This window comes from Pseudomonas sp. Irchel 3H7 (assembly GCF_900187605.1).
Taxonomy (GTDB): Bacteria; Pseudomonadota; Gammaproteobacteria; order Pseudomonadales; family Pseudomonadaceae; genus Aquipseudomonas.
Map to the genome: position 1 here is coordinate 233696 of NZ_FYEA01000013.1, position 21062 is coordinate 254757.

20 protein-coding genes and 4 tRNA genes are annotated in these 21062 nt (G+C 58.7%); 11 read left to right on the top strand and 13 right to left on the bottom strand.

The genetic code is table 11. The annotated features are described in order from the left end of the window. Positions 1-82: 82 nt before the first annotated feature. The 6 genes from clpB (at position 83) to CKW38_RS24465 (ending at position 5151) form a co-directional block, all read left to right on the top strand. Positions 83-2647, top strand: coding sequence for an ATP-dependent chaperone ClpB (clpB, locus tag CKW38_RS24440; RefSeq protein WP_007909871.1), 2565 nt, complete (start codon positions 83-85; stop codon positions 2645-2647). A gap of 297 nt (positions 2648-2944) precedes the next feature. After that, a tRNA-Asn gene (locus tag CKW38_RS24445) sits at positions 2945-3020 on the top strand. A 9-nt stretch (positions 3021-3029) separates the two neighbouring features. Then, positions 3030-3106 (top strand) — tRNA-Pro (locus tag CKW38_RS24450). A gap of 5 nt (positions 3107-3111) precedes the next feature. Next, positions 3112-3187 (top strand) — tRNA-Lys (locus CKW38_RS24455). Positions 3188-3284: 97 nt separating this feature from the next. Continuing rightward, positions 3285-3361, top strand: a tRNA-Pro gene (locus CKW38_RS24460). 164 nt (positions 3362-3525) lie between these two features. Continuing rightward, positions 3526-5151, top strand: a complete 1626-nt coding sequence (locus CKW38_RS24465; RefSeq protein WP_007909872.1) for a methyl-accepting chemotaxis protein — start codon at positions 3526-3528, stop codon at positions 5149-5151. A gap of 59 nt (positions 5152-5210) precedes the next feature. Here CKW38_RS24465 and CKW38_RS24470 read toward each other — a convergent pair whose 3' ends face one another. The 5 genes from CKW38_RS24470 to CKW38_RS24490 form a co-directional block, all read right to left on the bottom strand. Next, a complete protein-coding gene (locus CKW38_RS24470) occupies positions 5211-5618 on the bottom strand; it encodes a hypothetical protein (protein ID WP_095114080.1) in 408 nt (135 codons plus the stop codon). Positions 5619-5935: 317 nt separating this feature from the next. Further along, positions 5936-7234, bottom strand: a complete 1299-nt coding sequence (locus CKW38_RS24475; RefSeq protein ID WP_007909874.1) for an NAD(P)/FAD-dependent oxidoreductase — start codon at positions 7232-7234, stop codon at positions 5936-5938. A gap of 63 nt (positions 7235-7297) precedes the next feature. Next, a complete protein-coding gene (locus tag CKW38_RS24480; RefSeq protein ID WP_007909875.1) occupies positions 7298-7471 on the bottom strand; it encodes a DUF3094 domain-containing protein in 174 nt (57 codons plus the stop codon). A gap of 51 nt (positions 7472-7522) precedes the next feature. Further along, positions 7523-8050: an MOSC domain-containing protein gene (locus CKW38_RS24485; RefSeq protein WP_007909885.1), complete on the bottom strand. Its 528-nt coding sequence runs from the start codon at positions 8048-8050 to the stop codon at positions 7523-7525. Continuing rightward, complete coding sequence (locus CKW38_RS24490; RefSeq protein ID WP_007909887.1) at positions 8047-8673, bottom strand: DUF1780 domain-containing protein; 627 nt, start codon at positions 8671-8673, stop codon at positions 8047-8049. The genes CKW38_RS24485 and CKW38_RS24490 overlap by 4 nt, the downstream gene beginning before the upstream one ends. Before the next feature lie 130 nt (positions 8674-8803). Here CKW38_RS24490 and CKW38_RS24495 point away from each other — a divergent pair, with 130 nt between their 5' ends. The 3 genes from CKW38_RS24495 (at position 8804) to CKW38_RS24505 (ending at position 10238) form a co-directional block, all read left to right on the top strand. Next, entirely contained in the window at positions 8804-9271 is a 468-nt protein-coding gene (locus tag CKW38_RS24495) for an FAD/FMN-containing dehydrogenase (protein ID WP_095114081.1), read from the top strand. Further along, a complete protein-coding gene (locus CKW38_RS24500) occupies positions 9268-9957 on the top strand; it encodes an energy-coupling factor ABC transporter permease (protein WP_095114082.1) in 690 nt (229 codons plus the stop codon). The genes CKW38_RS24495 and CKW38_RS24500 overlap by 4 nt, the downstream gene beginning before the upstream one ends. A gap of 65 nt (positions 9958-10022) precedes the next feature. Next, entirely contained in the window at positions 10023-10238 is a 216-nt protein-coding gene (locus CKW38_RS24505; protein WP_007909901.1) for a hypothetical protein, read from the top strand. Positions 10239-10243: 5 nt separating this feature from the next. Here CKW38_RS24505 and yacG read toward each other — a convergent pair whose 3' ends face one another. The 5 genes from yacG to pilB are packed head-to-tail and all read right to left on the bottom strand — an operon-like array spanning position 10244 to position 14855. Beyond that, positions 10244-10444, bottom strand: a complete 201-nt coding sequence (gene yacG, locus CKW38_RS24510) for a DNA gyrase inhibitor YacG (protein WP_007909902.1) — start codon at positions 10442-10444, stop codon at positions 10244-10246. After that, entirely contained in the window at positions 10441-11064 is a 624-nt protein-coding gene (gene coaE, locus CKW38_RS24515; protein ID WP_095114083.1) for a dephospho-CoA kinase, read from the bottom strand. The genes yacG and coaE overlap by 4 nt, the downstream gene beginning before the upstream one ends. Then, on the bottom strand, positions 11061-11933 hold the full coding sequence (locus CKW38_RS24520) for an A24 family peptidase (RefSeq protein WP_095114084.1): 873 nt from the start codon (positions 11931-11933) through the stop codon (positions 11061-11063). Before CKW38_RS24520 ends, coaE begins: the two co-directional genes overlap by 4 nt. Before the next feature lies 1 nt (position 11934). Further along, positions 11935-13152 (bottom strand): type II secretion system F family protein, encoded by a 1218-nt coding sequence (locus CKW38_RS24525; RefSeq protein ID WP_095114085.1) that lies wholly within the window; start codon positions 13150-13152, stop codon positions 11935-11937. A 2-nt stretch (positions 13153-13154) separates the two neighbouring features. Continuing rightward, complete coding sequence (gene pilB / locus CKW38_RS24530; protein ID WP_095114086.1) at positions 13155-14855, bottom strand: type IV-A pilus assembly ATPase PilB; 1701 nt, start codon at positions 14853-14855, stop codon at positions 13155-13157. A 226-nt stretch (positions 14856-15081) separates the two neighbouring features. On the opposite strand from pilB, the gene CKW38_RS24535 reads away from it, so the two are divergent. Together CKW38_RS24535 and CKW38_RS24540 are read left to right on the top strand one after the other, a co-directional pair. After that, positions 15082-15513, top strand: a complete 432-nt coding sequence (locus CKW38_RS24535; protein WP_007909907.1) for a pilin — start codon at positions 15082-15084, stop codon at positions 15511-15513. A 297-nt stretch (positions 15514-15810) separates the two neighbouring features. After that, complete coding sequence (locus CKW38_RS24540) at positions 15811-16167, top strand: BON domain-containing protein (protein WP_095114087.1); 357 nt, start codon at positions 15811-15813, stop codon at positions 16165-16167. A gap of 235 nt (positions 16168-16402) precedes the next feature. Here CKW38_RS24540 and CKW38_RS24545 read toward each other — a convergent pair whose 3' ends face one another. From CKW38_RS24545 to CKW38_RS24555, 3 genes are all read right to left on the bottom strand, one after another. Then, on the bottom strand, positions 16403-16699 hold the full coding sequence (locus CKW38_RS24545; RefSeq protein WP_007909909.1) for a DUF2845 domain-containing protein: 297 nt from the start codon (positions 16697-16699) through the stop codon (positions 16403-16405). Continuing rightward, positions 16699-19650: a DUF748 domain-containing protein gene (locus tag CKW38_RS24550; RefSeq protein ID WP_095114088.1), complete on the bottom strand. Its 2952-nt coding sequence runs from the start codon at positions 19648-19650 to the stop codon at positions 16699-16701. Before CKW38_RS24550 ends, CKW38_RS24545 begins: the two co-directional genes overlap by 1 nt. Positions 19651-19849: 199 nt before the next feature. Then, positions 19850-20866, bottom strand: a complete 1017-nt coding sequence (locus tag CKW38_RS24555) for a class I SAM-dependent rRNA methyltransferase (protein WP_095114089.1) — start codon at positions 20864-20866, stop codon at positions 19850-19852. Between the last annotated feature and the right edge of the window lie 196 nt (positions 20867-21062).

A 21062-nucleotide genomic window follows, 5' to 3' on the forward strand; every position in this document is an offset into this window, starting at 1 on the left:
ACCGCATCTACAGTGGTATCTGGCAGGTTTCTTTATTCAGGATGGTTTTTTAGGTCCGGCCTGCTCAAAAGGAAGGTGACCCATGCGTATAGACCGTTTAACCAGCAAATTACAGTTGGCCTTGTCCGACGCCCAGTCGTTGGCTGTCGGCCACGATCATCCGGCCATCGAGCCGGCGCACTTGATGCAAGCCATGCTTGAACAGCAGGGTGGTTCGATCAAACCTCTGCTGATGCAGGTGGGCTTCGACGTCAACAGCTTGCGTAAAGAGCTGACCAAAGAGCTCGACCAATTACCAAAAATCCAGAACCCCACTGGCGACGTCAACATGTCGCAGGATCTGGCGCGCCTGCTTAACCAGGCTGACCGGCTGGCCCAGCAGAAGGGCGATCAGTTCATTTCCAGCGAACTGGTGTTGCTCGCGGCGATGGACGAGAACAGCAAGCTCGGCAAGTTGCTGCTCGGCCAGGGCGTGAGCAAGAAAGCTTTGGAAAACGCGATCAATAACCTGCGTGGCGGCGAAGCGGTTAACGACGCCAACCACGAAGAGTCGCGGCAGGCGCTGGATAAATACACCGTCGACCTGACCAAGCGCGCCGAAGACGGCAAGCTCGATCCGGTGATCGGTCGTGATGACGAAATCCGTCGCACCATTCAGGTTCTGCAACGCCGCACCAAGAACAACCCGGTGCTGATCGGCGAGCCCGGCGTGGGTAAAACCGCAATCGCCGAAGGCCTGGCGCAGCGCATCATCAATGGCGAAGTGCCGGACGGCCTTAAAGGCAAGCGTCTGCTCTCGCTGGACATGGGCGCGTTGATTGCCGGTGCCAAGTATCGCGGTGAGTTCGAAGAGCGCCTGAAATCGCTGCTCAACGAGCTGTCGAAGCAGGAAGGGCAGATCATTCTGTTCATCGACGAACTGCACACCATGGTCGGCGCCGGTAAGGGCGAAGGTTCGATGGACGCTGGCAACATGCTCAAGCCAGCACTGGCGCGCGGCGAGTTGCACTGCGTCGGTGCGACCACGCTCAACGAGTACCGCCAATATATAGAGAAGGACGCGGCGCTCGAGCGACGCTTCCAGAAAGTATTGGTGGATGAGCCAAGCGAAGAAGACACCATCGCCATCCTGCGGGGCCTCAAAGAGCGTTACGAGGTTCACCATAAAGTGGCGATCACCGACGGCGCGATCATCGCCGCGGCCAAGCTCAGCCATCGCTACATCACTGACCGGCAGTTGCCGGACAAGGCCATCGACCTGATCGACGAGGCCGCGAGCCGTATCCGCATGGAAATCGATTCCAAGCCGGAAGTGCTCGATCGTCTGGAGCGTCGCCTGATTCAGTTGAAGGTGGAATCCCAGGCGCTGAAGAAAGAAAGCGACGAAGCGGCGATGAAACGTCTGGAAAAACTCCAGGAAGAAATCGTCCGTCTGGAGCGCGAGTACTCGGACCTGGAAGAAATCTGGAACTCGGAGAAAGCCGAGGTGCAGGGTTCTGCGCAGATTCAGCAGAAGATCGAACAGTCGCGTCAGGAGCTGGAAGCCGCACGCCGTAAGGGCGACCTTAACCGCATGGCCGAGTTGCAGTACGGGGTGATCCCGGATCTGGAGCGTAGCCTGCAAATGGTCGATCAGCACGGCAAGAGCGAAAACCAACTGCTGCGCAGCAAAGTGACTGAAGAAGAAATCGCTGAAGTTGTATCGAAGTGGACCGGCATCCCCGTGTCGAAAATGCTCGAAGGCGAGCGCGACAAGCTGATGAAGATGGAAAGCCTGTTGCACAAACGCGTGATCGGCCAGGAAGAAGCGGTGGTTGCCGTCGCTAACGCTGTACGCCGTTCGCGTGCCGGGTTGTCCGATCCGAATCGTCCAAGCGGCTCGTTCATGTTCCTCGGCCCGACCGGTGTCGGTAAAACCGAGCTGTGCAAGGCGCTGGCCGAATTCCTCTTTGATACGGAAGAGGCGATGGTGCGGATCGACATGTCCGAGTTCATGGAGAAACATTCCGTGGCGCGTCTGATCGGTGCGCCACCGGGATACGTCGGCTATGAAGAGGGCGGTTACCTGACCGAAGCGGTGCGTCGCAAGCCTTATTCGGTGATCCTGCTGGACGAAGTCGAGAAGGCTCACCCGGATGTGTTCAACATCTTGCTGCAAGTGCTCGAGGACGGTCGCCTGACTGACAGCCATGGCCGTACGGTGGACTTCCGCAATACCGTGATCGTCATGACCTCGAACCTGGGGTCGGTACAGATCCAGGAGCTGGTCGGTGATCGTGAAGCGCAGCGTGCTGCGGTGATGGATGCGCTGACGTCGCACTTCCGTCCGGAGTTCATCAACCGGGTCGACGAAGTGGTGATCTTCGAGCCTCTGGCACGGGATCAGATCGCGGGCATCACCGAGATCCAGTTGGGTCGCCTGCGTACTCGCCTGGCTGAGCGTGAGCTGAAGCTGGAACTGAGCCCGGAAGCGATGGATAAGCTGATCGCTGTCGGTTACGACCCAGTGTATGGCGCACGTCCTTTGAAACGGGCGATTCAGCGCTGGATCGAAAACCCGCTGGCGCAATTGATCCTTTCGGGTCACTTCATGCCAGGCGACACCGCAACCGGCGTGGTTGAGAACGACGAAATCGTTTTCAACTAAGTCCAAACGCCAATGAAAATTGGCAGGCCCCACCTTGTGGGGCCTTTTTTTTCGTTAGGCTGTTGAACTCAAAGGAAAAGGCTTGTAAAGTGCGCCCCGCAGTCAGTCGCCAAGACGGTCTCAGCTCACTGAGTTGAAATCTGAAATAAGTTGCAAATCATTAACTTGAAAGCAATTTAGGGGGTTGACAGAGGTGTTCTAGGTTGTAGAATAGCGCGCCTCAGACACACGAACGCAGCGATGCGAACGAGTGACTGGAAGCAACAAGTTTCACCGTTGTAAATTGAAATATGTAGTTCCGTGATAGCTCAGTCGGTAGAGCAAATGACTGTTAATCATTGGGTCCCAGGTTCGAGTCCTGGTCACGGAGCCAATTTCAAACCGGGGTATAGCGCAGTCCGGTAGCGCGCCTGCTTTGGGAGCAGGATGTCAGGAGTTCGAATCCCCTTACCCCGACCATTTTTGGGTCGTTAGCTCAGTTGGTAGAGCAGTTGGCTTTTAACCAATTGGTCGTAGGTTCGAATCCCACACGACCCACCATTTTTGAAACCAGTTAGCGCTGGGATCGAATCTTAAGATCAGAGGCCAAAAGCGCTGATCGAAGAAGGCGATCTTTGAAAGGTCGCCTTTTTTTTACCGGGGTATAGCGCAGTCCGGTAGCGCGCCTGCTTTGGGAGCAGGATGTCAGGAGTTCGAATCCCCTTACCCCGACCATATTAAAAATCCTCGTATCGAAAGATACGGGGATTTTTTTTGTCCGACAAAAACTCATTTCCCTTCAAGTCATCATACAACCTGCCGATAGCCCGCTAACACGAGGGGACTGCCATGGCTTTCGCCCCTTGAATCTGGCCAATACAAGAATAAGGGCGTGCGTCATGTTGCTTCGTCAGTTGAATATTGCTCCCCGGGCTGCCTTGGGATTTGCCCTGATTGCGGTGTTGGTCGCCTTGCTCGGCGTGTTTGCGCTGGGGCAGATGTCGAGTATTCGCGACAGTGAAGTTGCGGTAGAAAATCAGTGGCTGCCAAGCATTCGTGGCGGCGACGAGATTCGCGAGATCATGCTGCGCATTCGCACCATCTCGTTGCGCATGGCGCTGGACCAGGATGCGAACAATATCGCCACCTACCGCAGCCAGATGGACACCCGCGACAAGGAACTGAGCGAGAAAATCGCCGCCTACGACAAACTGGTCAACACTCCGGAAGGCCAACAGTTATACGACCAGTTCAAAAAAACCTTCGCCGCGTATCGCAGCGGTATCGCTCAATCCTTCGCCCTTGCCGAGCAAGGCAAGCGTGATGAGCTGACCAAGTTGCTGTTGGTCGACATGAAAACTGTCGTCGATGGCTCCGGCAAACAACTCAACGACCTGGCAGACCTGTTTGCCAAACAGGTCGCGGCTGAAAGCCAGAAGTCCGCTGCGCACTACGAAAACTCGCGCACGATCGTCAGTTTGTTCATTGCGTTGGCCGCGCTGGCCACGGTGGCACTGGCGATGATGCTCACGCGCAGTATCGTTCGACCGCTGAGCAGTGCCGTGAGCGCCGCAGAAAGTGTCGCGCAGGGTGATCTGACCCGGCCGATCGAAACTCATGGCAACGATGAAGTCAGCCGTTTGCTCAAAGCCTTGGCGACCATGCAGCAAAACCTGCGCGAGACGCTGCAAGGCATCAGCGGTTCCGCCACGCAACTGGCGACCGCTGCCGATGAACTCAATGCGGTAACACTCGACAGTACGCAAGGGCTGCAACAGCAGAACCACGAAATCGAACAAGCCGCGACAGCGGTCAATCAGATGACGGCTGCGGTGGAAGAGGTCGCACGCAATGCGGTGTCGACCTCTGACGCGACCCGCCAGTCCAGCGAGTCGGCGCATCTGGGCCAGGTGCGTGTCAGTGAGACCGCCACGGCCATCAACGCACTGGCCAGCGATGTGCAACAGACCGGTGAGTTGGTGCAATCACTGGCCAACCAATCGCAGGACATCGGCAAAGTACTCGACGTGATTCGGGCGATCGCCGAGCAGACCAATCTGTTGGCGCTCAACGCGGCTATTGAAGCGGCGCGGGCCGGTGAGAGCGGGCGAGGTTTCGCCGTAGTGGCCGATGAAGTACGCGCGCTGGCTTATCGCACGCAGCAATCGACTCAGGAGATCGAGCAGATGGTCCAGGGCATGCGCAGCGGTTCGAGCCTGGCGCTGGATTCGATGCAGGCCAGTACCGCGCGGGCGACGACCACGCTGGCCTTGGCTGAGCGCGCCGGTGAGGCGCTGCAAACCATTACCGCGTCGGTGCATGAGATCCATGAGCGCAATCTGGTGATTGCCAGCGCTGCGGAAGAACAAGCGCAAGTCGCGCGGGAAGTGGACCGCAATCTGGTGAATATTCGGGATTTGTCGGTACGTTCTGCCGCCGGTGCCGACCAGACCAGCGCCTCCAGCCATGAGTTGTCGCAACTGGCCAATGCTTTGCAAGGCATGGTGCGGCGTTTCCAACTGTAAATAACCACGCATAAAAAAGCCGCGCTTCTCACAGGAGAAGCGCGGCTTTTTTCTGCCGATCAGGCGCCGTCTTGATCTTTCAGGTGCTCGAACAGACCTTTTGGCATCTTCTTGCCGTTGGCTTCAAAGTTGGCCTTTACGTTGTTGTAGGCCTCTTGCTCGTCGATGAAACCGTCATGGTTGGTGTCGATCTTGTCGAAGTCGGACTTCGGCGCGACTTTGAGGAATTCGGCGCGGGAGACCTTACCGTCACCGTCGCTGTCAGTCTTGGCCATCGAGGCGTCGCCACATTTGCCTTCACCGCATTTGCCTTCCGGCGTTTTCACCGAGGTTTCCGCCGAGGCGACCATGTAGCCCTGTGCCAGTGGCTGGGCGGCAAACACCGATCCGGACAACATCAGCCCGCCAGCCAAGGCTGCGCCGATCAGGCCAATGGATTTTTTACCGAGGGTCGAAGTACGGGACATTTACATTCTCCTGGCTGCACAACGCAACCACACGTTAAGGACGAAAGCCTGAGCAGGTGTGCTCGGGTGTGGCCATTAGGCGGTGGCGGTGTATCGCGACTGTGTCGCGCAGCGGGGGAGTTTGTAAGCGAAGGAGGGAAAAGCGGGGCGGGGATACAGTAAGAAACAGATCTTTCGATCAACACAAAACATTGTGAGAGCGAGCCTGCTCCGGGCGGCGATCCGACGAATGCGTCAGATCAGTCGCATCAATAACGACTGACAGAACGCTTTCGTCGGATCGCCGCCCGGAGCAGGCTCGCTCCCACAGGTTTACATCAATGCAGTTTCAAACGCGGCTCGGTGCCACGGCCAATCTTGCTACCCAGCATCAACATCGCCGTGCGGAACGGCCCGTACAGCGCCATCTGGTGCATGCGGTACAGCGACACGTAAAACATTCGCGCCAGCCAGCCTTCAAGCATCACGCTGCCGGTCAGGTTGCCCATCAAGTTACCCACCGCCGAAAAACGCGACAGCGAGATCAGCGAGCCGTAGTCGGTGTACTTGTACTCCGGCAGGGTCTTGCCTTCGATGCGCAGCTTCAGCGACTTGGCCAGCAACGACGCCTGTTGGTGCGCGGCTTGCGCACGTGGCGGCACGTTACGGTCAGTGCCTGGTTGCGGGCACGCAGCGCAATCGCCGAAGGCAAAGATGTTCTCGTCGCGAGTGGTTTGCAGCGTCGGCAGCACTTGCAGCTGATTAATGCGATTGGTTTCCAGACCGTCGATGTCCTTGAGGAAACCTGGTGCGCGAATACCGGCAGCCCAGACTTTCAGGCTGGCCTTGATCTCATTGCCATCGGCCGTGATCAGACTGTCGGCGGTCACTTCGCTGACCGACGCGTTGGTCATGACCTTGACCCCGAGCTTTTCCAGGGTTTTGTGCACCGGCCCGCTGATACGCTCGGGCAGGGCAGGCAACACCCGTGGCCCGGCTTCGATCAGGGTGATGTGCATGTTTTCCGGTTTGATCCGGTCCAGACCATAAGCGGCCAACTCATGCGCAGCGTTATGCAGCTCTGCCGCAAGCTCGACACCGGTCGCACCAGCACCGACGATCGCCACGCTGATCTGCTCGACCACATCGGTTTGCCCGGCGTGTGCACGCAGGTAGTGATTCAACAGTTGCTGGTGAAAGCGCTCGGCCTGTTTGCGCGTGTCGAGGAACAGGCAGTGCTGCGCCGCGCCCTGAGTGCCGAAATCATTGGTGGTACTGCCGACGCTGATCACCAGCGAGTCGTACTGCACTTCACGCGCCGGCACTAGCTCGACGCCGTTTTCGTCGTAGGTCGCCGCCAGCTGGATTTTCTTCTGTGCGCGATCAAGCCCGCTCATGCGCCCCAGCTGGAACTCGAAGTGGTTCCATTTCGCCTGGGCAACATAGTTGAGTTCGTCTTCGGAAGAGTTCAGCGATCCGGCGGCCACTTCGTGCAGCAGGGGCTTCCAGATGTGCGTCAGGTTAGCGTCGACCAGCATCACACTGGCCGTGCCGCGTTTGCCCAGAGTCTTACCCAGGCGGGTAGCCAACTCCAGACCGCCGGCGCCGCCGCCGACAATAACAATACGATGGGACATAGGGATAACTCGCAAGGTTTTTAAAGGAAATCGGTGTCGTTACCCAAGCGAGCGCGAGGCAGCTCATAGCGTCAGGTAACTGATAAATCGGCTCAACAGGCCCAGACCAATGGTCACTGCCAGCACCAGCACCAGGAGCATCCACGGCCGGAAAGGCCGGCGCTCGACTCGGTGTTGGGACAGTTGCAGGTACTCTTCGACATGTTTCTGGTCTTCGGGGTTCAGGCGGCTGGTCATATTTGCCTCGTCAGGTAGACGTTGCTGAATGGACAGAAGCTACAGCGGTTTTTATCCGGGGTTGAACGCAGCATAGCCGCTGTCCGGAACCGGCTCGACGCTGACCCGGTCTTCGAGGCGAATGATCCCGCTTTGTAACACCCGCGCGGTAATTCCGCCATGCCCGCGCACCGCTTGAAAGGTGCCCGGGCCAAGGTTGTTCTGCAGGCGTGCGCAGGGCTGACACCAGCCCGTGGTTTCGAATATTGCCTGACCGATGCGAAAGCGCCGACCTTTCAGGCTAAACAAATTGATACCGCTGATAACAAGGTTGCGCCGCAGGTCTTCAGGCCTGACGGGTTGATCGTCGGGGCGGCCCATCAATGCGCTGATCACTGCCAGATGTTCCCACTGGATCAGCGTCACCTGCCGCGCGTTACGCACACCGGGACGGGCGTGATCGCCGGTCAGCCCTGCTTCCAGCCGCGCTTCCACCGCATCAAGTTCGATCATCGGCCCACGGGATTCCGGACGCACGCCGATCCAGCGCACGCGGCCGGTTTGCGGCACATCGGCGATCAATTGCTGCAGCGGCGTCACAGGCTGATCCCGACATCGAAAACAATGCTGCGACCGAGGTTGCTGCGCAGAAAATCTGGCGCGTCCGGATGGGCGAACAGCACGCGGGCGAAAGTCGGGCCGACCAGCGACAGCGAGCGCCAGCCTTGGCGCAAATATTCGGTCGGCGGCGGGAAATGGCTGTTCAGATCCAGCACCTCACGTTTAAGACTGGCGAAGGCGATGATATCCAGTTCGCCCAGATCCATGCCGCGTTCCTTGTAGTTGTGGGCTTTTTTGCGCAATGTCGGCGCCAGTCGCAGCAAGAATTCATTGGCCGGGATCCGTTTCGGTTTGGCTTCGCGGCGCACCAGTTGGCTGAGGGAAAAGGCGCTGCGGCGGCGCTGCAGTTCATCGCGCCATTCGTCGTTGAGTCGGCGCCCCTCGTCGAGCACGAAGAACACTTCGAAATTGGCATCGCGAAACAGCACATCCGGCGGTTCGCCGGCCGGCGCGAATTCGTCGGCGCGGTAGGGAATGTTGAGGCCTTGCAGCAGGCGTTGGCAGACCCAACGCTCACGCTCCCATTTGCGGGCATTGGACAGAAAGGCGTTGGCCTGCTCGGCCGCGATGGTCAGCAGGCGTAAATAATCTGAGTCATCCATAAGCCCAAGCTTAGCGTTCAAATGCGACAAGCTGAAAGCGTTACGCGGCAAAGTGCATCAGTGGGCAGTCGAGAAGGGCGGTGTAGACTCATGGCAATCGATTATTTGCGCCAAACCGTGAGGACTCATCGTGAAATTTCGCTGGCTGCTGCTGTTTGCTGTTTTTCCGCTGTGTGCCCATGCACTCGAAACCGGCGAGCGTCTGGCTCCCTGGACGTTACTCGATCAGCACGAGCAACCCTTCACCCTCGACAACAGCACCACCACGCTGCTGGTGGCGCGCGATATGGACGGCGCCAAACTGATCAAAGAAGCGTTGAAGGATCGGCCCAAGGGCTATCTGGAGGCGCGCCACGCAGTATTCGTTGCCGACATCCAGCGCATGCCGGCGCTGATTGCCAAAATGTTTGCCGTACCGGCCATGCGCGACTACCGCTATCGAGTCATGCTCGATCGAGAAGGTCGGGTTGCATCGCGCTATCCCGGCGCGGAAGGGCAGGTGTTGTGGTTGCAACTCAAGGACGGTCAATTGCTCTCGCAACGTGAATACGCCAACGCGAGCGAGCTGCGCGAGGCACTGGAGAAGGCGCGCCCATGATCGGCGTCGAGGTGCTGGCGACTGAAAGTCTGCTGCTGGGCTGGCTGATTTACTTGCCGGTGTTGCTCTGGGCGATCCTGCGTGCACCGTGGGTCGAGTTGTTCAGCGACAGCCGGCGTCAGCATCTGCTGTTCGGCACCGTGTTCGCGCTGTTTCTGTTGTGGTTGATGCGCAGGGATTTCGACACGGGCGTGTCGTATCACTTCCTCGGCATGACGGCGGTAACGCTGTTGCTGGACTGGCCGCTGGCGATCGTCGGCGGTCTGGTGGCGCAAATCGGCCTGGTGCTGCTCGGGCGTCAGGATCTCGCGGCGATGGGGGTCAATGGTGCCTTGTTCATTTTGCTGCCGGTGCTGGTCACCGAGTGCGTGGCGATCCTCGTCGAGCGTGCGCAGCCGCGCAATCCGTTCGTGTACATCTTCTGTTCCGGATTTTTTGCCGCCGCGTTGTCGGCCCTGTTGTGCCTGATCCTCAGCCTGACGCTGCTGTGGTACGACGGCCTCTTCGCCATGCCGGAGTGGCTGGAAGACTTCATCGGTTACGTGTGGCTGATCATTTTCCCCGAGGCGTTCATCAACGGCATGATCGTCAGTGCGCTGGTGGTATTCAGCCCGGAATGGCTGGAGACCTTCAACCGCACGCGCTACCTTTCGGCGCCGTGGAAGGACGACGACCCCAAGTCTTGATCCACATCAAACCCGCCACGCGCGGGAAATTTCATGCTCGCGCAAATTTCTTCAGGAGCAGCGGCATGAGCGTTTACGAGTGGGCAAGGCAGGAAACCCGGCAGAGTCTGGACATGGCGCAGGAGGTGGGCTTTGACCCGGGGTTGAGTTTGCGCGCCTTGCTCAGTGCGGTGGTGCAGCAGAGCAAGGCCGTGCGCAACGCCGAAGACCTGGCCGACGAGTTGCGCTTTCTGGCGGAAAACCTCGACGACGATCAGGACTACGGCTTTATGCGGCCCTGAGAGGATCAGTGGCGCGGATCGAAGTCACCGGAAAACAGTTCGTCCTCGGCATCCGGTGCGACCGGAATTTTGTGTTCTTCCGACGCCCAGGCGCCGAGGTCGATCAGTTTGCAGCGATCGGAGCAGAACGGCCGAAACTTGTTTTCGGCGGTGAATTCTACGGGGGCGCCACAGGTCGGGCATTCAACGGTGGGGATCTGGCTCATGCTTGGCCTCCGGATAAAGTCAGGTAAAAGTGATGCAGACGCTCGACTTCGCTGTGCAGCCAGGCGAGATCGCGGTCGTTGACCACCACGTCGTCGGCGCGGCTTATACGGTCTTCGCGGCTCGACTGAGCCTTGAGGATCGCCTGAACCTGCTGCTCGCTGGTCTGGTCACGCTGCAAGGTGCGTTCGATTTGCAATTGTTGCGGGGCGTCGATCACCAGGATGCGCTGGGTCATCGCGTATTGCCCGGATTCGATCAGCAGTGGCGAAACCAGAATCGCGTAAGGCGATTTTGCCAGCGCCAGGTGATGGGCGATTTCTTCGGCGATCAACGGATGCAGCAGCGCTTCGAGCCAGCGACGTTGCTCCGGCAATTCGAAGATCAGTTTGCGCAGGGCGGCGCGGTCCAGCGTGCCATCGGCCTGCAGCACGTCGGGGCCGAAGTGTTCGGCAATCTTTGTCAGCGCCGCACGCCCCGGTTCAACCACCCAGCGCGCCGCGTGATCGGCATCCACCACGTGGACACCCAAATCAATGAAGTGCTGAGCTGCCGCGCTTTTGCCGCTGCCGATGCCGCCGGTGAGGCCGAGAATCCAGGGTTTTTCCACAGGGGTATTCATTTCAAACCGACAAACTGCCAATAGAAGTCGGTTATTTGACCACCCCAGAGCAAGGCAATCCAGCCAGCAATTGCCAGCCACGGGCCAAAGGGTATCGGCGTGGAGGTTTTCTCATTGCGCAAGCGCAGTAAAACCACCCCGATAATGGCGCCCACCAGCGATGACAGCAGGATGGTCAGCGGCAGAATCTGCCAGCCGCCCCACGCGCCGAGCAGCGCCAGCAACTTGAAATCACCGTGACCGATGCCGTCCTTGCCGGTCAGCAGTTTGAACAGCCAGAACACCGACCACAGCGTCAGGTAACCGGCCACCGCGCCCCACAGCGCATCGTGCAACGACACGAACAGGCCGAAGCTGTTGACGATCAACCCCAGCCACAGCAGCGGCAGCACCAGCACATCGGGCAGCAGTTGATGTTCGGTGTCGATCAGACTCATCGCCAGCAAACCCCACGTCAGGACAATCAGCAGGCATGCCGACCAACCGAAGCCGATATGCCAGGCGATGAAGGCAGAGAGCAGCCCGCAAGCCAGTTCGGTCAGTGGATATCGTTTGCTGATGGGCGCAGCACACGCGGAACAACGCCCGCGCAGCCACAGATAACTGAGCAGGGGAACGTTCTCCCACGGGCGAATGCGATGGGCGCAATGTGGGCACTCGGAGTGCGGCAGCATCAGGTTGTAGGTGGGCAGCGGCGTTTCGCCGGGCAAACCGAGCACGTCGTGGGCCTGCTGGCGCCAATCGCGTTCGAGCATTTTCGGCAGGCGCCAGATCAGCACGTTAAGGAAACTGCCGACCACCAGACCCAGCAGCAGGGCGGTGAAAACAAAGGCCAGTGGATACAGGGCGAACAGTTCGTCGATAGGCATGTCAGATCGCTGAGCCGAGTTGGAAGATCGGCAGGTACATGGCCACCACCAGCCCGCCGACGATAACGCCTAGCACCACCATGATGAACGGCTCCATCAGGCTGGTGAGGTTGTCGACCATGTTATCCACTTCCTCTTCGTAAAAGCCTGCAACCTTGTCGAGCATTTCATCTAGCGCCCCCGACTCTTCGCCAATTGCGGTCATCTGCACGGCCATGTTGGGAAAGACCCCGGTGCTGCGCATCGAAAAATTCAACTGCATGCCGGTGGAGACGTCCTGACGAATCCGCAACACGGCACGCTTGAACACCACGTTGCCGGTGGCGCCGGCCACTGAGTCGAGCGCTTCCACCAGCGGCACACCGGCAGCGAATGTGGTCGACAGGGTTCGAGCGAATCGCGCCACCGCAGACTTGTACATCAGCGTGCCCACCAAGGGCAGTTTCAACAGCCAGGTGTCTTTACGGTCGCGTAATGCCTGAGATGTTTTCAGTGCATGGCGGGTACCAAAGATCGCCGCGACCAGCGCGCCGAGCATCGCCCACCACCATTGCTGCATGAATTCCGACAGGCTGATCACCATCAGGGTGAAGGCCGGCAGTTCGGCGCCGAACCCCGAGAACACCGACTGGAATTGCGGCACCACTTTGACCAGCAGGATCCCGGTCACGACTGCCGCCACCAGCACCACGGCGGTGGGGTAGGTCATGGCTTTTTTGATTTTGGCCTTGAGCCGTTCGCTTTTTTCCTTATAGGTCGCGACGCGTTCCAGCAACGTGTCGAGGGCGCCGGACTGCTCGCCCGCATCGACCAGATTGCAATACAACTCGTCGAAATACTGCGGCTTCTTGCGCAGGGCTGTGGCGAAGCTGTTACCGGCCGCGACCTCCTGTTTGACCTCGTCCACCAGCTTGCGCATGGCCGGGTTTTCAAAGCCTTCGCCAATGATGTCGAACGACTGCAGCAGCGGCACACCGGCCTTCATCATGGTCGCCATCTGCCGGGTGAACAGAGCGATGTCCTGGGCCTTGATGCGTTTGCCAAAACTCAACAACGATGCGGATTTTTTGCGTACCTTGCCGGGACTGATCCCCTGTTTACGCAGTTGGGCCTTGATCAGTGCCGGATTCTGTCCACTGAGTTCACCGGTGACTTTGCTGCCTTTCCTGTCCGTACCTTCCCAGGCATAGATACTGATTTTCGCTGCCTTGACCGCCATGTTCAGTCCTTGGTGACCCGGTTGATTTCTTCAAGGCTGGTGATGCCTTGCATCGCCTTGTGCAGCCCGGAGGTGCGCAGGTCGTCGAAGCCGTCGCGGCGCATCTGCTGGTCGATTTCCAGCGAGTTGCCTTCGGCCATGATCAAGTGTTGCAGTGCTGGTGTGTTCTTCACCACTTCATATATCCCCACGCGTCCTTTGTAGCCGCCGTTGCAGTGATCGCAACCGACCGGCTCGTAGATCGTGAAATGGCCGATGCGTTCCTCGGGGAAACCTTCCTTGATCAAGGTTTCGCGCGGGATCTCGATGGCTTTCTTGCAGTGACTGCACAGTTTGCGCGCCAGGCGCTGGGCAATGATCAGGCTGACCGAGGTGGCAATGTTGAAGCCGGGAATGCCCATGTTGTGCAGGCGCGTCAGGGTTTCCGCGGCGCTGTTGGTGTGCAGGGTCGAGAGCACCAGGTGACCGGTCTGCGCAGCTTTGATGGCGATCTCGGCGGTTTCCAGGTCGCGGATCTCACCGACCATGATCACGTCCGGGTCCTGGCGCAGAAACGAGCGCAACGCCTGAGCAAAGTCGAGTCCTTGTTTAGGATTGACGTTGACCTGGTTGATGCCTTCCATGTTTATCTCCACCGGGTCTTCGGCGGTGGAGATGTTGATGTCGACGGTATTGAGGATATTCAGGCCGGTGTAGAGCGACACGGTTTTACCCGACCCGGTGGGGCCGGTGACCAGAATCATGCCCTGTGGCTGCTTGAGTGCGGCCATGTACAGATCCTTTTGCTCGGGCTCATAGCCGAGGGCGTCGATACCGATCTGCGCGCTGGACGGGTCGAGAATCCGGATCACCACTTTTTCGCCCCACAACGTGGGCAGCGTGTTGACCCGGAAATCGATCGACTTGCTTTTCGACAGGCGCATCTTGATCCGCCCGTCCTGCGGTTTGCGCCGTTCCGAGATATCGAGGCTGGCCATGACTTTCAGGCGTGCGGCGATGCGCCCGGCCAGTTGAATCGGTGGTTTGGCCACCTCACGCAGGATGCCGTCGGTGCGCACCCGCACCCGGTAGTTTTTCTCGTAAGGCTCGAAGTGCAGGTCGGAAGAGCCACTCTTGATCGCGTCGAGCAGCATCTTGTGCACGAAACGCACCACCGGCGCATCGTCGGCATCGAGGCCACCGATGGCGTCCTGCTTGCTGTCGTCGACGGATTCGACATCGAGGCCGTCAAGATCGACATCGGCCATGTCTTCCAGGCCACTGCTGTGGGTGTCGAAGAACTTCTCGATGGCATCGGTGAGCTTGTCGTCCTCGACCAGAATGGCTTCGGTGCTCAGCCCTGTGCTGAACTGAATGTCGTTGATCGCTTGATGATTGCTCGGGTCGGAGATGCCGACGAACAGCTTGTTGCCACGTCGCCACAAGGGCAGGGCATGGTGCTGACGCACAAGTTTTTCGCTGACCAGGCCTTTGGGTTGGGTTTCCTTGTCGAGGCAATTGAGATCAAGGAACGCCATGCCGAAATGCTCGCTGGCAATCTCGGCCACTTGCCAGCTCTTGACCAGTTTGTTCTGCACCAGATAGCTGACCAGCGACAGGCGATTGCGCTGGGCCTGTTGCCAGGCTTGCTGGGCGCTTTTTTCCGTGAGCAGTTCGGCCTGGACCAATTGCTTGGCCAGACCGCTCAGAGCGATGTCATTCATGGGAATTCCGCACACTTGCAGTTCATGACTTATAGCCTAGTCAAGTGACAGCGCCAAACACGGCGGGGGCAGGTGACAAAAAGTGTCAGATAGTGCGGTTGCGGGTTGTAGGAAATGGCGTTGTAGGTGGTTCGCGCCCAGGGGGCAGGGCCTCGAAGGCATTGGCATGGCCTATGCTGCGTCCCTTTCAGATCATGAGATTTCGACTCATGCATGGAGCGTGTCTATGAAAAAACAACAAGGTTTTACGCTGATCGAGCTGTTGATCGTGGTGGCGATCATCGGGATTCTGGCGACCATCGCCCTGCCGCAGTACTCCAAGTATCAGGCGCGGTCGAAGGTGACGGCGGGGCTGGCGGAGATCAGTGCGATGAAAGTGCCGTTCGAAGACACCATCAACCAAGGTACCGATCCGACGCTGACGCTGGTGGCCGGTAGTGCCACGGTCACAACGTCAAATTGCGCCGTGACCGCATCGGGCACCGCTTCGACCGGGGCCGGCACCATTGTCTGCACAATCAAGAACGCTCCTGGCCCTGTTCTGGACAAAACCATTACCTTGACCCGTTCATCGGGCACCGGTGCTGGCGTCTGGACTTGCGGCACCACGGTGGCACCGGACTATTCGCCAAAAGGCTGCACCGCCAGCGGTACATAAGTTGAATGTGTGCTGAACAGGATGCCCCGCTTTGCGGGGCATTTTTCATTGCGCGACACTTCACAAAAGCTTCAATAATTTCAGCGTCTTAGGAACTTTCCAAAAAACCGCAACTTGCATGTGAATATTGCGCATGTCATGCAAATTGCATGATTTCGAAAATCTGCGTTAAACATAAGATATTGATTTATAAGGATTTTGTGTTGATGGAAAAGTTGGCACAGCGTTCGCAACTACCTTGGTAACCCTGCTGACAAGACAACCAGCAGACTTTCCAGAAAAACAGGAGTTACTCGTATGAAGAAGTTCGCTATCACTGCCGCTGCTGCTACCGCGCTGACCCTGACCATGGCTTCCGGTGCATTCGCACAAGCCACTCAGGCTACCCAGGCTCCAATGACTCTGGCTGCCGGTGAAGTCACCCAGGCTAAAGAAGCTACTTCTGACACCTGGATCACCACCAAAGTCAAAGCTGACCTGGTCACCGAAAAAGGCATTCCAGGTACTGACATCAAAGTAGAAACCAACAAAGGCGTTGTATCGCTGTCGTCGACTACTGCTGTAACTGAATCGCAGAAAGACGTTGCTGTAGCGATCGCCAAGAAAATCAAAGGCGTTAAAGCGGTCTCTGCTGACGGCCTGAAAGCCGAGTAAGGCATGACTTCTCGCCTGGACCGGGAGAAGGCGCGACAGACGGGCCGAGCAATACGTCTGCCGCAACTTTAGAGTTCATGCGAACGGTCACACGGAGGTGACCATTACGGGCCCCGGCACTTGTGTCGGGGCCTGTTCTATTTTTAGAAGCAAAAGATCGCAGCCTTCGGCAGCTCCTACAGGGAAATGCATTCCAGATTGTAGGAGCTGCCGAAGGCTGCGATCTTTTGCTTTTTCAGTTGCCGCGTTTGCTGTTGATCTGCCGCAGGCGATTGCCTTCGAAGCGCAGGTATTGATACATGCCGTTGCTCGGGCCGTAAGTCCATTCCTCGACCTGAAACTCCTCGCGGCGATTGGCGCTGCGCTTGTAGCCCAACACATCACGGCTGACCGGCTCACCGCATTTCTGCAGGACTTCGCTGGACCGGTCGCCAAGGCTGATCAATTGACTGCCGCAGCGCAGCGTATCGGACGCCGAGGCGTGACTGGCCGCGAGCGTCATTGCGAGCAAGGCCAGCCACTGAAGTTTCATCACTCGGCATCCAGGTGCATTTGCGTGACCACGCGGCCATCGCTTTCGGCCTCGCCAAGGTTGGCGTCGATGAAGTACACGCGGTCGTCTGCCAGTTGGCCTTTATCGACCAGATAATCCTTGATGCTGCTGGCGCGGTCCTGACCCAACTGACGCAACAGCACGTCGCTGCCACTCCAGAACTTGATCACGCCTTCGCGCATTTTCGCCGTACGTTCTTCCTTGCCCAGATCCTTCCATTCCGCCGGTGGCTGGGTTTTCAGGCGGGTGCGGTAAATGCCTTCGAGCAGCGGACCTTTCTCGCTGTCCGGCACTTGCAGCAACGACGCCTGCGCCGGGACTTTATCGCCGCGACGCTGGAGCATCTTGTAGTAGTTGTACTGGTATTCACGTTCCAGACGCTGCTCGGCGAGCAATGGGCCATCGCTGCTTTGCGCGGCAGTACCCTCGATTTCCAGGCGCAGTGCCGGACGTTCCTTCAGTGCTTGGGACAGCTTGATCAGCGCCGCTTCGGCATCCTTGCTCAACTCGCTGGAGCCGGGCGCAAACGACACGGTGCCAAGGTCTTGCGAACCGCCGCCACTGATCAGCCCGCCAATCATTTTGAACGGCGCGGCGGCGGCTTTGACGATCAGGTTGCGCAAGGTCTGCCAGACAATCGGCATCACGCTGAATTGCGGGTTGTTCAAGTCGCCGGTCACCGGCAATTCGATGGAGATCTTGCCGTCGACGTCCTTGAGCAGGGCAATCGCCAGTTTCAGCGGCAGGCTCACGGCATCCGGGCTGTCGACTTTTTCGCCGAGCTGCAATTGTTCGACCACCACTTTGTTTTCGGCTTTGAGCTGGCCCTTGGTGATCAGGTAATGCAGGTCGAGGTTGAGCCGACCCTTGCGAATGCGGTAACCGGCGAATTTGCCGGAGTAGGGCGTCAACGTCGTCAGTTCGACCCGTTTGAAACTGGTGGCGATGTCGAGGCTGGCCATCGGGTCGAACGGATTGACCGCGCCCTTGATGGTCACCGGTGCATAGCGGTCGACCTTGCCTTTGATGTCGACGCTGGCCGGTTTCGACTGACGGCTGTCGATGGTGCCGATCTGGCCGTTGAGCTGCTGCACGGCGGTGGCGAAGTTCGGCGTCAGGCTGAAATCGGCGAAGTTGGCCGAGCCGTCATTGATCGCGATGCCACCGATGTGAATGCCCAGCGGTTTTTCGTTGCTGGCTGGTTTGGCTGCTGTGCTTTTTGCGCCACTGTCAGCGGGCTGCGGGATCAGCAGATCATCAATGTTGGTGGTGCGATCATCGTTGATCATGAACCGCGCGTACGGCTGGAACAGGTTGATCCTGTCGATCGACAGGCTGTCGCCGTGCTGATAATTCAGGCCTTCGACCACCACTTGCTGCCACTTGAGGAAATCGCGGGTTTTCAGGGTGTCGAGGGTGTGCAGTTGATCGATCTGCGCGCGACCGGTGACGCTGAGCGCCAGCGGTTCGGTGCTCTTGAGGTTGAGCTTCAGGTCACTGCCGAGCATGCCGCTGCGCAGTTCCAGGCGAATGAAAGGATTGATGTAGGACTGTGCGACGCGCAGGTCGATGTCTTGGGTTTTCACGTTGAGCTGGGCGTTGACCGGGGCGAGATTGACGGTGCCGTCGGCGGTGATCTTGCCTTGCTTGCCCACGCCGCTTTCGAGCTTGAGCTTGAAGGGCGAGCCGTTGAGGCTGTCGAAATCCTGCAGGTCGACGTTGAGTGGGGTGATATCCAGTGCTACTGCCGGTTGGGCCGAGCGGTCGGCCAGATGCACGGTGTAGTTACGCAATTGCACGTCTTTGAGCAGCACTTGCCAAGGCTTGCTTGGCGCAGTCGGTTCAGCTTTCGGCGAGTCGGCAGCGGCGGGCGTGCTGGCAGGTTCTGCGGCGGCTTTGGCGGCCGGTTTCGACGGTTGGCTGGCGAACAGTTTCTGCCAGTCCAGTTGGCCGTCAGCTTCGAGCGCCGCCCAGGTTTCCAGTTTGTTGCTGCGGATCTTGCCGACCACGACTTGTTGCTTGGCCAGATCCAGCGAGGTTTCGCTGATGTCGAGACGTTCGAGTTTTGCCAGTGGGCGTCCATCAGGCGCCTTGATCGCGAAGGGCGCGATGCTCACCGCGACATTGTTCAACTGCAGTTCGGTTTCTTTCGACAGATTGAGTTTGTATTCGCTGCTGAGACTGATCACGCCGTCTTCAAGTACCAGCGGCACCGAGTCTCGCACGTAGGGCCAGAAGGCTTTCATCTTGCCGTCGGTGACTTTCAGGGTGCCTTCGGAAGTGAACGGGATCAGGCTGAAATTGCCACTCCAGTCGATCCGGCCACCGGCCGGGCCGATGGCGACCAGGGTCATGTCGGCGCTGTCTTCGGGCAGGGTGCTGAGGTTTTTCAGCTCGAAGCTGAGATCGTCGTAGAGAAACTCGATGGGTTCGCTGGGGCGCACGTCCTCAAAGTGCACGACGCCGCCGGCCAGTTTGATGTTGTCGATGCGCAGCGGGAACGGTTTGGCGTCCGGGTCGGCTGGTGTCGGCTCACTGGCCGGCACATTGAACAGGCCCAGCAGGTTGAGTTTGCCGTCTTTGGCGAAAAGGATTTCGCTCTTTGGTTTGTCCAGCTCGATGTTGGACAGATGCAGGGCTTTGGTCCACAGGCTGTCGATTTGCAGGTCGGCGTACAGGCGATCGAAGCCGATCTGTTCCTTGCCCGGCTCGCCGATGACCAGCCCCCACAGGGTGACTTCAAGGCTGAACGGGTTGAGCTCGATGCGCTGGATATGCGCAGGCACCGTCGCGTAGGTGGCCAGTTGCTGATTGGCTACCCGCAGAGCGATGCCCGGCAAAATCAGAAACCCCAGCAGGCTGTAGAGGGCCAGAGCAGTCAACAAGGCGCCAATCGCGCGAATCAATCCTTTGGGCATGTGCGGCTTCATCTGTCTGAATCGGAGTGCCTTGGAGTATGGCACGCGATTCTGGTTCCGAAGTACCTCGCATGGAGCAGGATTGTTCAGATTTCTCTCAAAACACAGAACCCCTGTGGGAGCTGGCTTGCCAGCGATGAGGGAATACCAGTCGACAACTTTGTTGACTGACCCACCGCAATCGCTGGCAAGCCAGCTCCCACAGGGTTGTTTATAGCTGCAGGATCAGGGTTTTCAGCGGCGGTTGCTGGTCCATGGACGGGAAGTCGGCGCCCGGGGTCATCACGCTCCACTCACGCACCGCTCGCCCGGCCTTCTCGGCGCAGCGCAGCACCTGTTCGCGCCAATCGTCCATGCTGACTTTCGCCAGGTTGTTGCAGCAGATCAGCACGCCGTTGTCGGCGGTGGTCAGCAAGGCCGGTTTGAGCAGGCTCTGATAGTCGCGCAGCAGGTCGACGGTACCGAATGCGCTCTTGGCCCAGGCGGGCGGATCAAGCAGGACCAGATCGTATTGACGCTGATCGAGGCGCTGGTAGCTCGGCAGTTTCTGCCCGCGACGCTGGCTGATCGGCAGGCCGGCGAGTTGCCGGATTGCCGGAAAGTAATCGGACTGGATGAACTGCATCTCCGGCAACTGCGGGTTAAGCCGACCGTTTTCGCGTCCGGCCGCCAGATTGCCTTCGGCGAAATCCAGATTGCACACTTCACTCGCGCCGCCGGCAGCCGCACTCAGGCCAACGCCGCAGGTGTAGGCAAACAGGTTGAGCACGGATTTACCTTTGGCGTGATCCTTGACCCAGCCGCGCGTGTTGCGCAGGTCGAGGAACAACAGCGGATCCTGCCCGGCGTGGCGCCCGCGCACGCGGTAATTGAGGCCCCATTCGTGACCGACCAGATCAACCAGTGCGGCGTCTTCGGCTTTGTAGACGCTGTCTTCACGGTCGATGCGCGAGTTGCCACGGGAGCGGTCGTTGTAGACCAGCAAGGTTTCCAGGCCCAGGGTTTGATTGACCATCGCGTGCAGTTGCAGCAGGTCATCGCGTTCCAGCGTCTGGTGAAAACTCTGCACCAGCAGTTGCGGGCCGTAGCGGTCGATGGTCAGACCGCCGGCGCCTTCCTGGCTGCCGTGGAACAGCCGATAGCAATCGGTGCCCTGACGGTGCAGCTCAGTGAGCAAGTCCTGGCGTTGATCGAGGGCGGCGCGCAGCGCCTGATTCAAGGAAGACATGCGGGCGCCTTGCTGGAGAGAATTGGGGCGCGGGAGTTTAACAGCTTGGCGGGTAACCGAGGTGCTGCCTTCGCGAGCAGGCTCGCTTGTATGGTAGGACTTGAAGGGAGGAGGAGGGACAAGGCTCGATTCTGACTGTTGACGCAGCACAGACCGTGGGAGATTTCGCCCCTCCTCCTTTCACCCAAGCGCCGAT

Bases quoted from the DNA above. Each gene is read 5' to 3' on its own strand.
- clpB (WP_007909871.1), top strand. From the start codon at position 83: ATGCGTATAGACCGTTTAACCAGCAAATTACAGTTGGCCTTGTCCGAC.
- CKW38_RS24465 (WP_007909872.1), top strand. From the start codon at position 3,526: ATGTTGCTTCGTCAGTTGAATATTGCTCCCCGGGCTGCCTTGGGATTT.
- CKW38_RS24470 (WP_095114080.1), bottom strand. From the start codon at position 5,618: ATGTCCCGTACTTCGACCCTCGGTAAAAAATCCATTGGCCTGATCGGC.
- CKW38_RS24475 (WP_007909874.1), bottom strand. From the start codon at position 7,234: ATGTCCCATCGTATTGTTATTGTCGGCGGCGGCGCCGGCGGTCTGGAG.
- CKW38_RS24480 (WP_007909875.1), bottom strand. From the start codon at position 7,471: ATGACCAGCCGCCTGAACCCCGAAGACCAGAAACATGTCGAAGAGTAC.
- CKW38_RS24490 (WP_007909887.1), bottom strand. From the start codon at position 8,673: ATGGATGACTCAGATTATTTACGCCTGCTGACCATCGCGGCCGAGCAG.
- CKW38_RS24500 (WP_095114082.1), top strand. From the start codon at position 9,268: ATGATCGGCGTCGAGGTGCTGGCGACTGAAAGTCTGCTGCTGGGCTGG.
- CKW38_RS24505 (WP_007909901.1), top strand. From the start codon at position 10,023: ATGAGCGTTTACGAGTGGGCAAGGCAGGAAACCCGGCAGAGTCTGGAC.
- yacG (WP_007909902.1), bottom strand. From the start codon at position 10,444: ATGAGCCAGATCCCCACCGTTGAATGCCCGACCTGTGGCGCCCCCGTA.
- coaE (WP_095114083.1), bottom strand. From the start codon at position 11,064: ATGAATACCCCTGTGGAAAAACCCTGGATTCTCGGCCTCACCGGCGGC.
- CKW38_RS24520 (WP_095114084.1), bottom strand. From the start codon at position 11,933: ATGCCTATCGACGAACTGTTCGCCCTGTATCCACTGGCCTTTGTTTTC.
- CKW38_RS24525 (WP_095114085.1), bottom strand. From the start codon at position 13,152: ATGGCGGTCAAGGCAGCGAAAATCAGTATCTATGCCTGGGAAGGTACG.
- pilB (WP_095114086.1), bottom strand. From the start codon at position 14,855: ATGAATGACATCGCTCTGAGCGGTCTGGCCAAGCAATTGGTCCAGGCC.
- CKW38_RS24535 (WP_007909907.1), top strand. From the start codon at position 15,082: ATGAAAAAACAACAAGGTTTTACGCTGATCGAGCTGTTGATCGTGGTG.
- CKW38_RS24540 (WP_095114087.1), top strand. From the start codon at position 15,811: ATGAAGAAGTTCGCTATCACTGCCGCTGCTGCTACCGCGCTGACCCTG.
- CKW38_RS24545 (WP_007909909.1), bottom strand. From the start codon at position 16,699: ATGAAACTTCAGTGGCTGGCCTTGCTCGCAATGACGCTCGCGGCCAGT.
- CKW38_RS24550 (WP_095114088.1), bottom strand. From the start codon at position 19,650: ATGAAGCCGCACATGCCCAAAGGATTGATTCGCGCGATTGGCGCCTTG.
- CKW38_RS24555 (WP_095114089.1), bottom strand. From the start codon at position 20,866: ATGTCTTCCTTGAATCAGGCGCTGCGCGCCGCCCTCGATCAACGCCAG.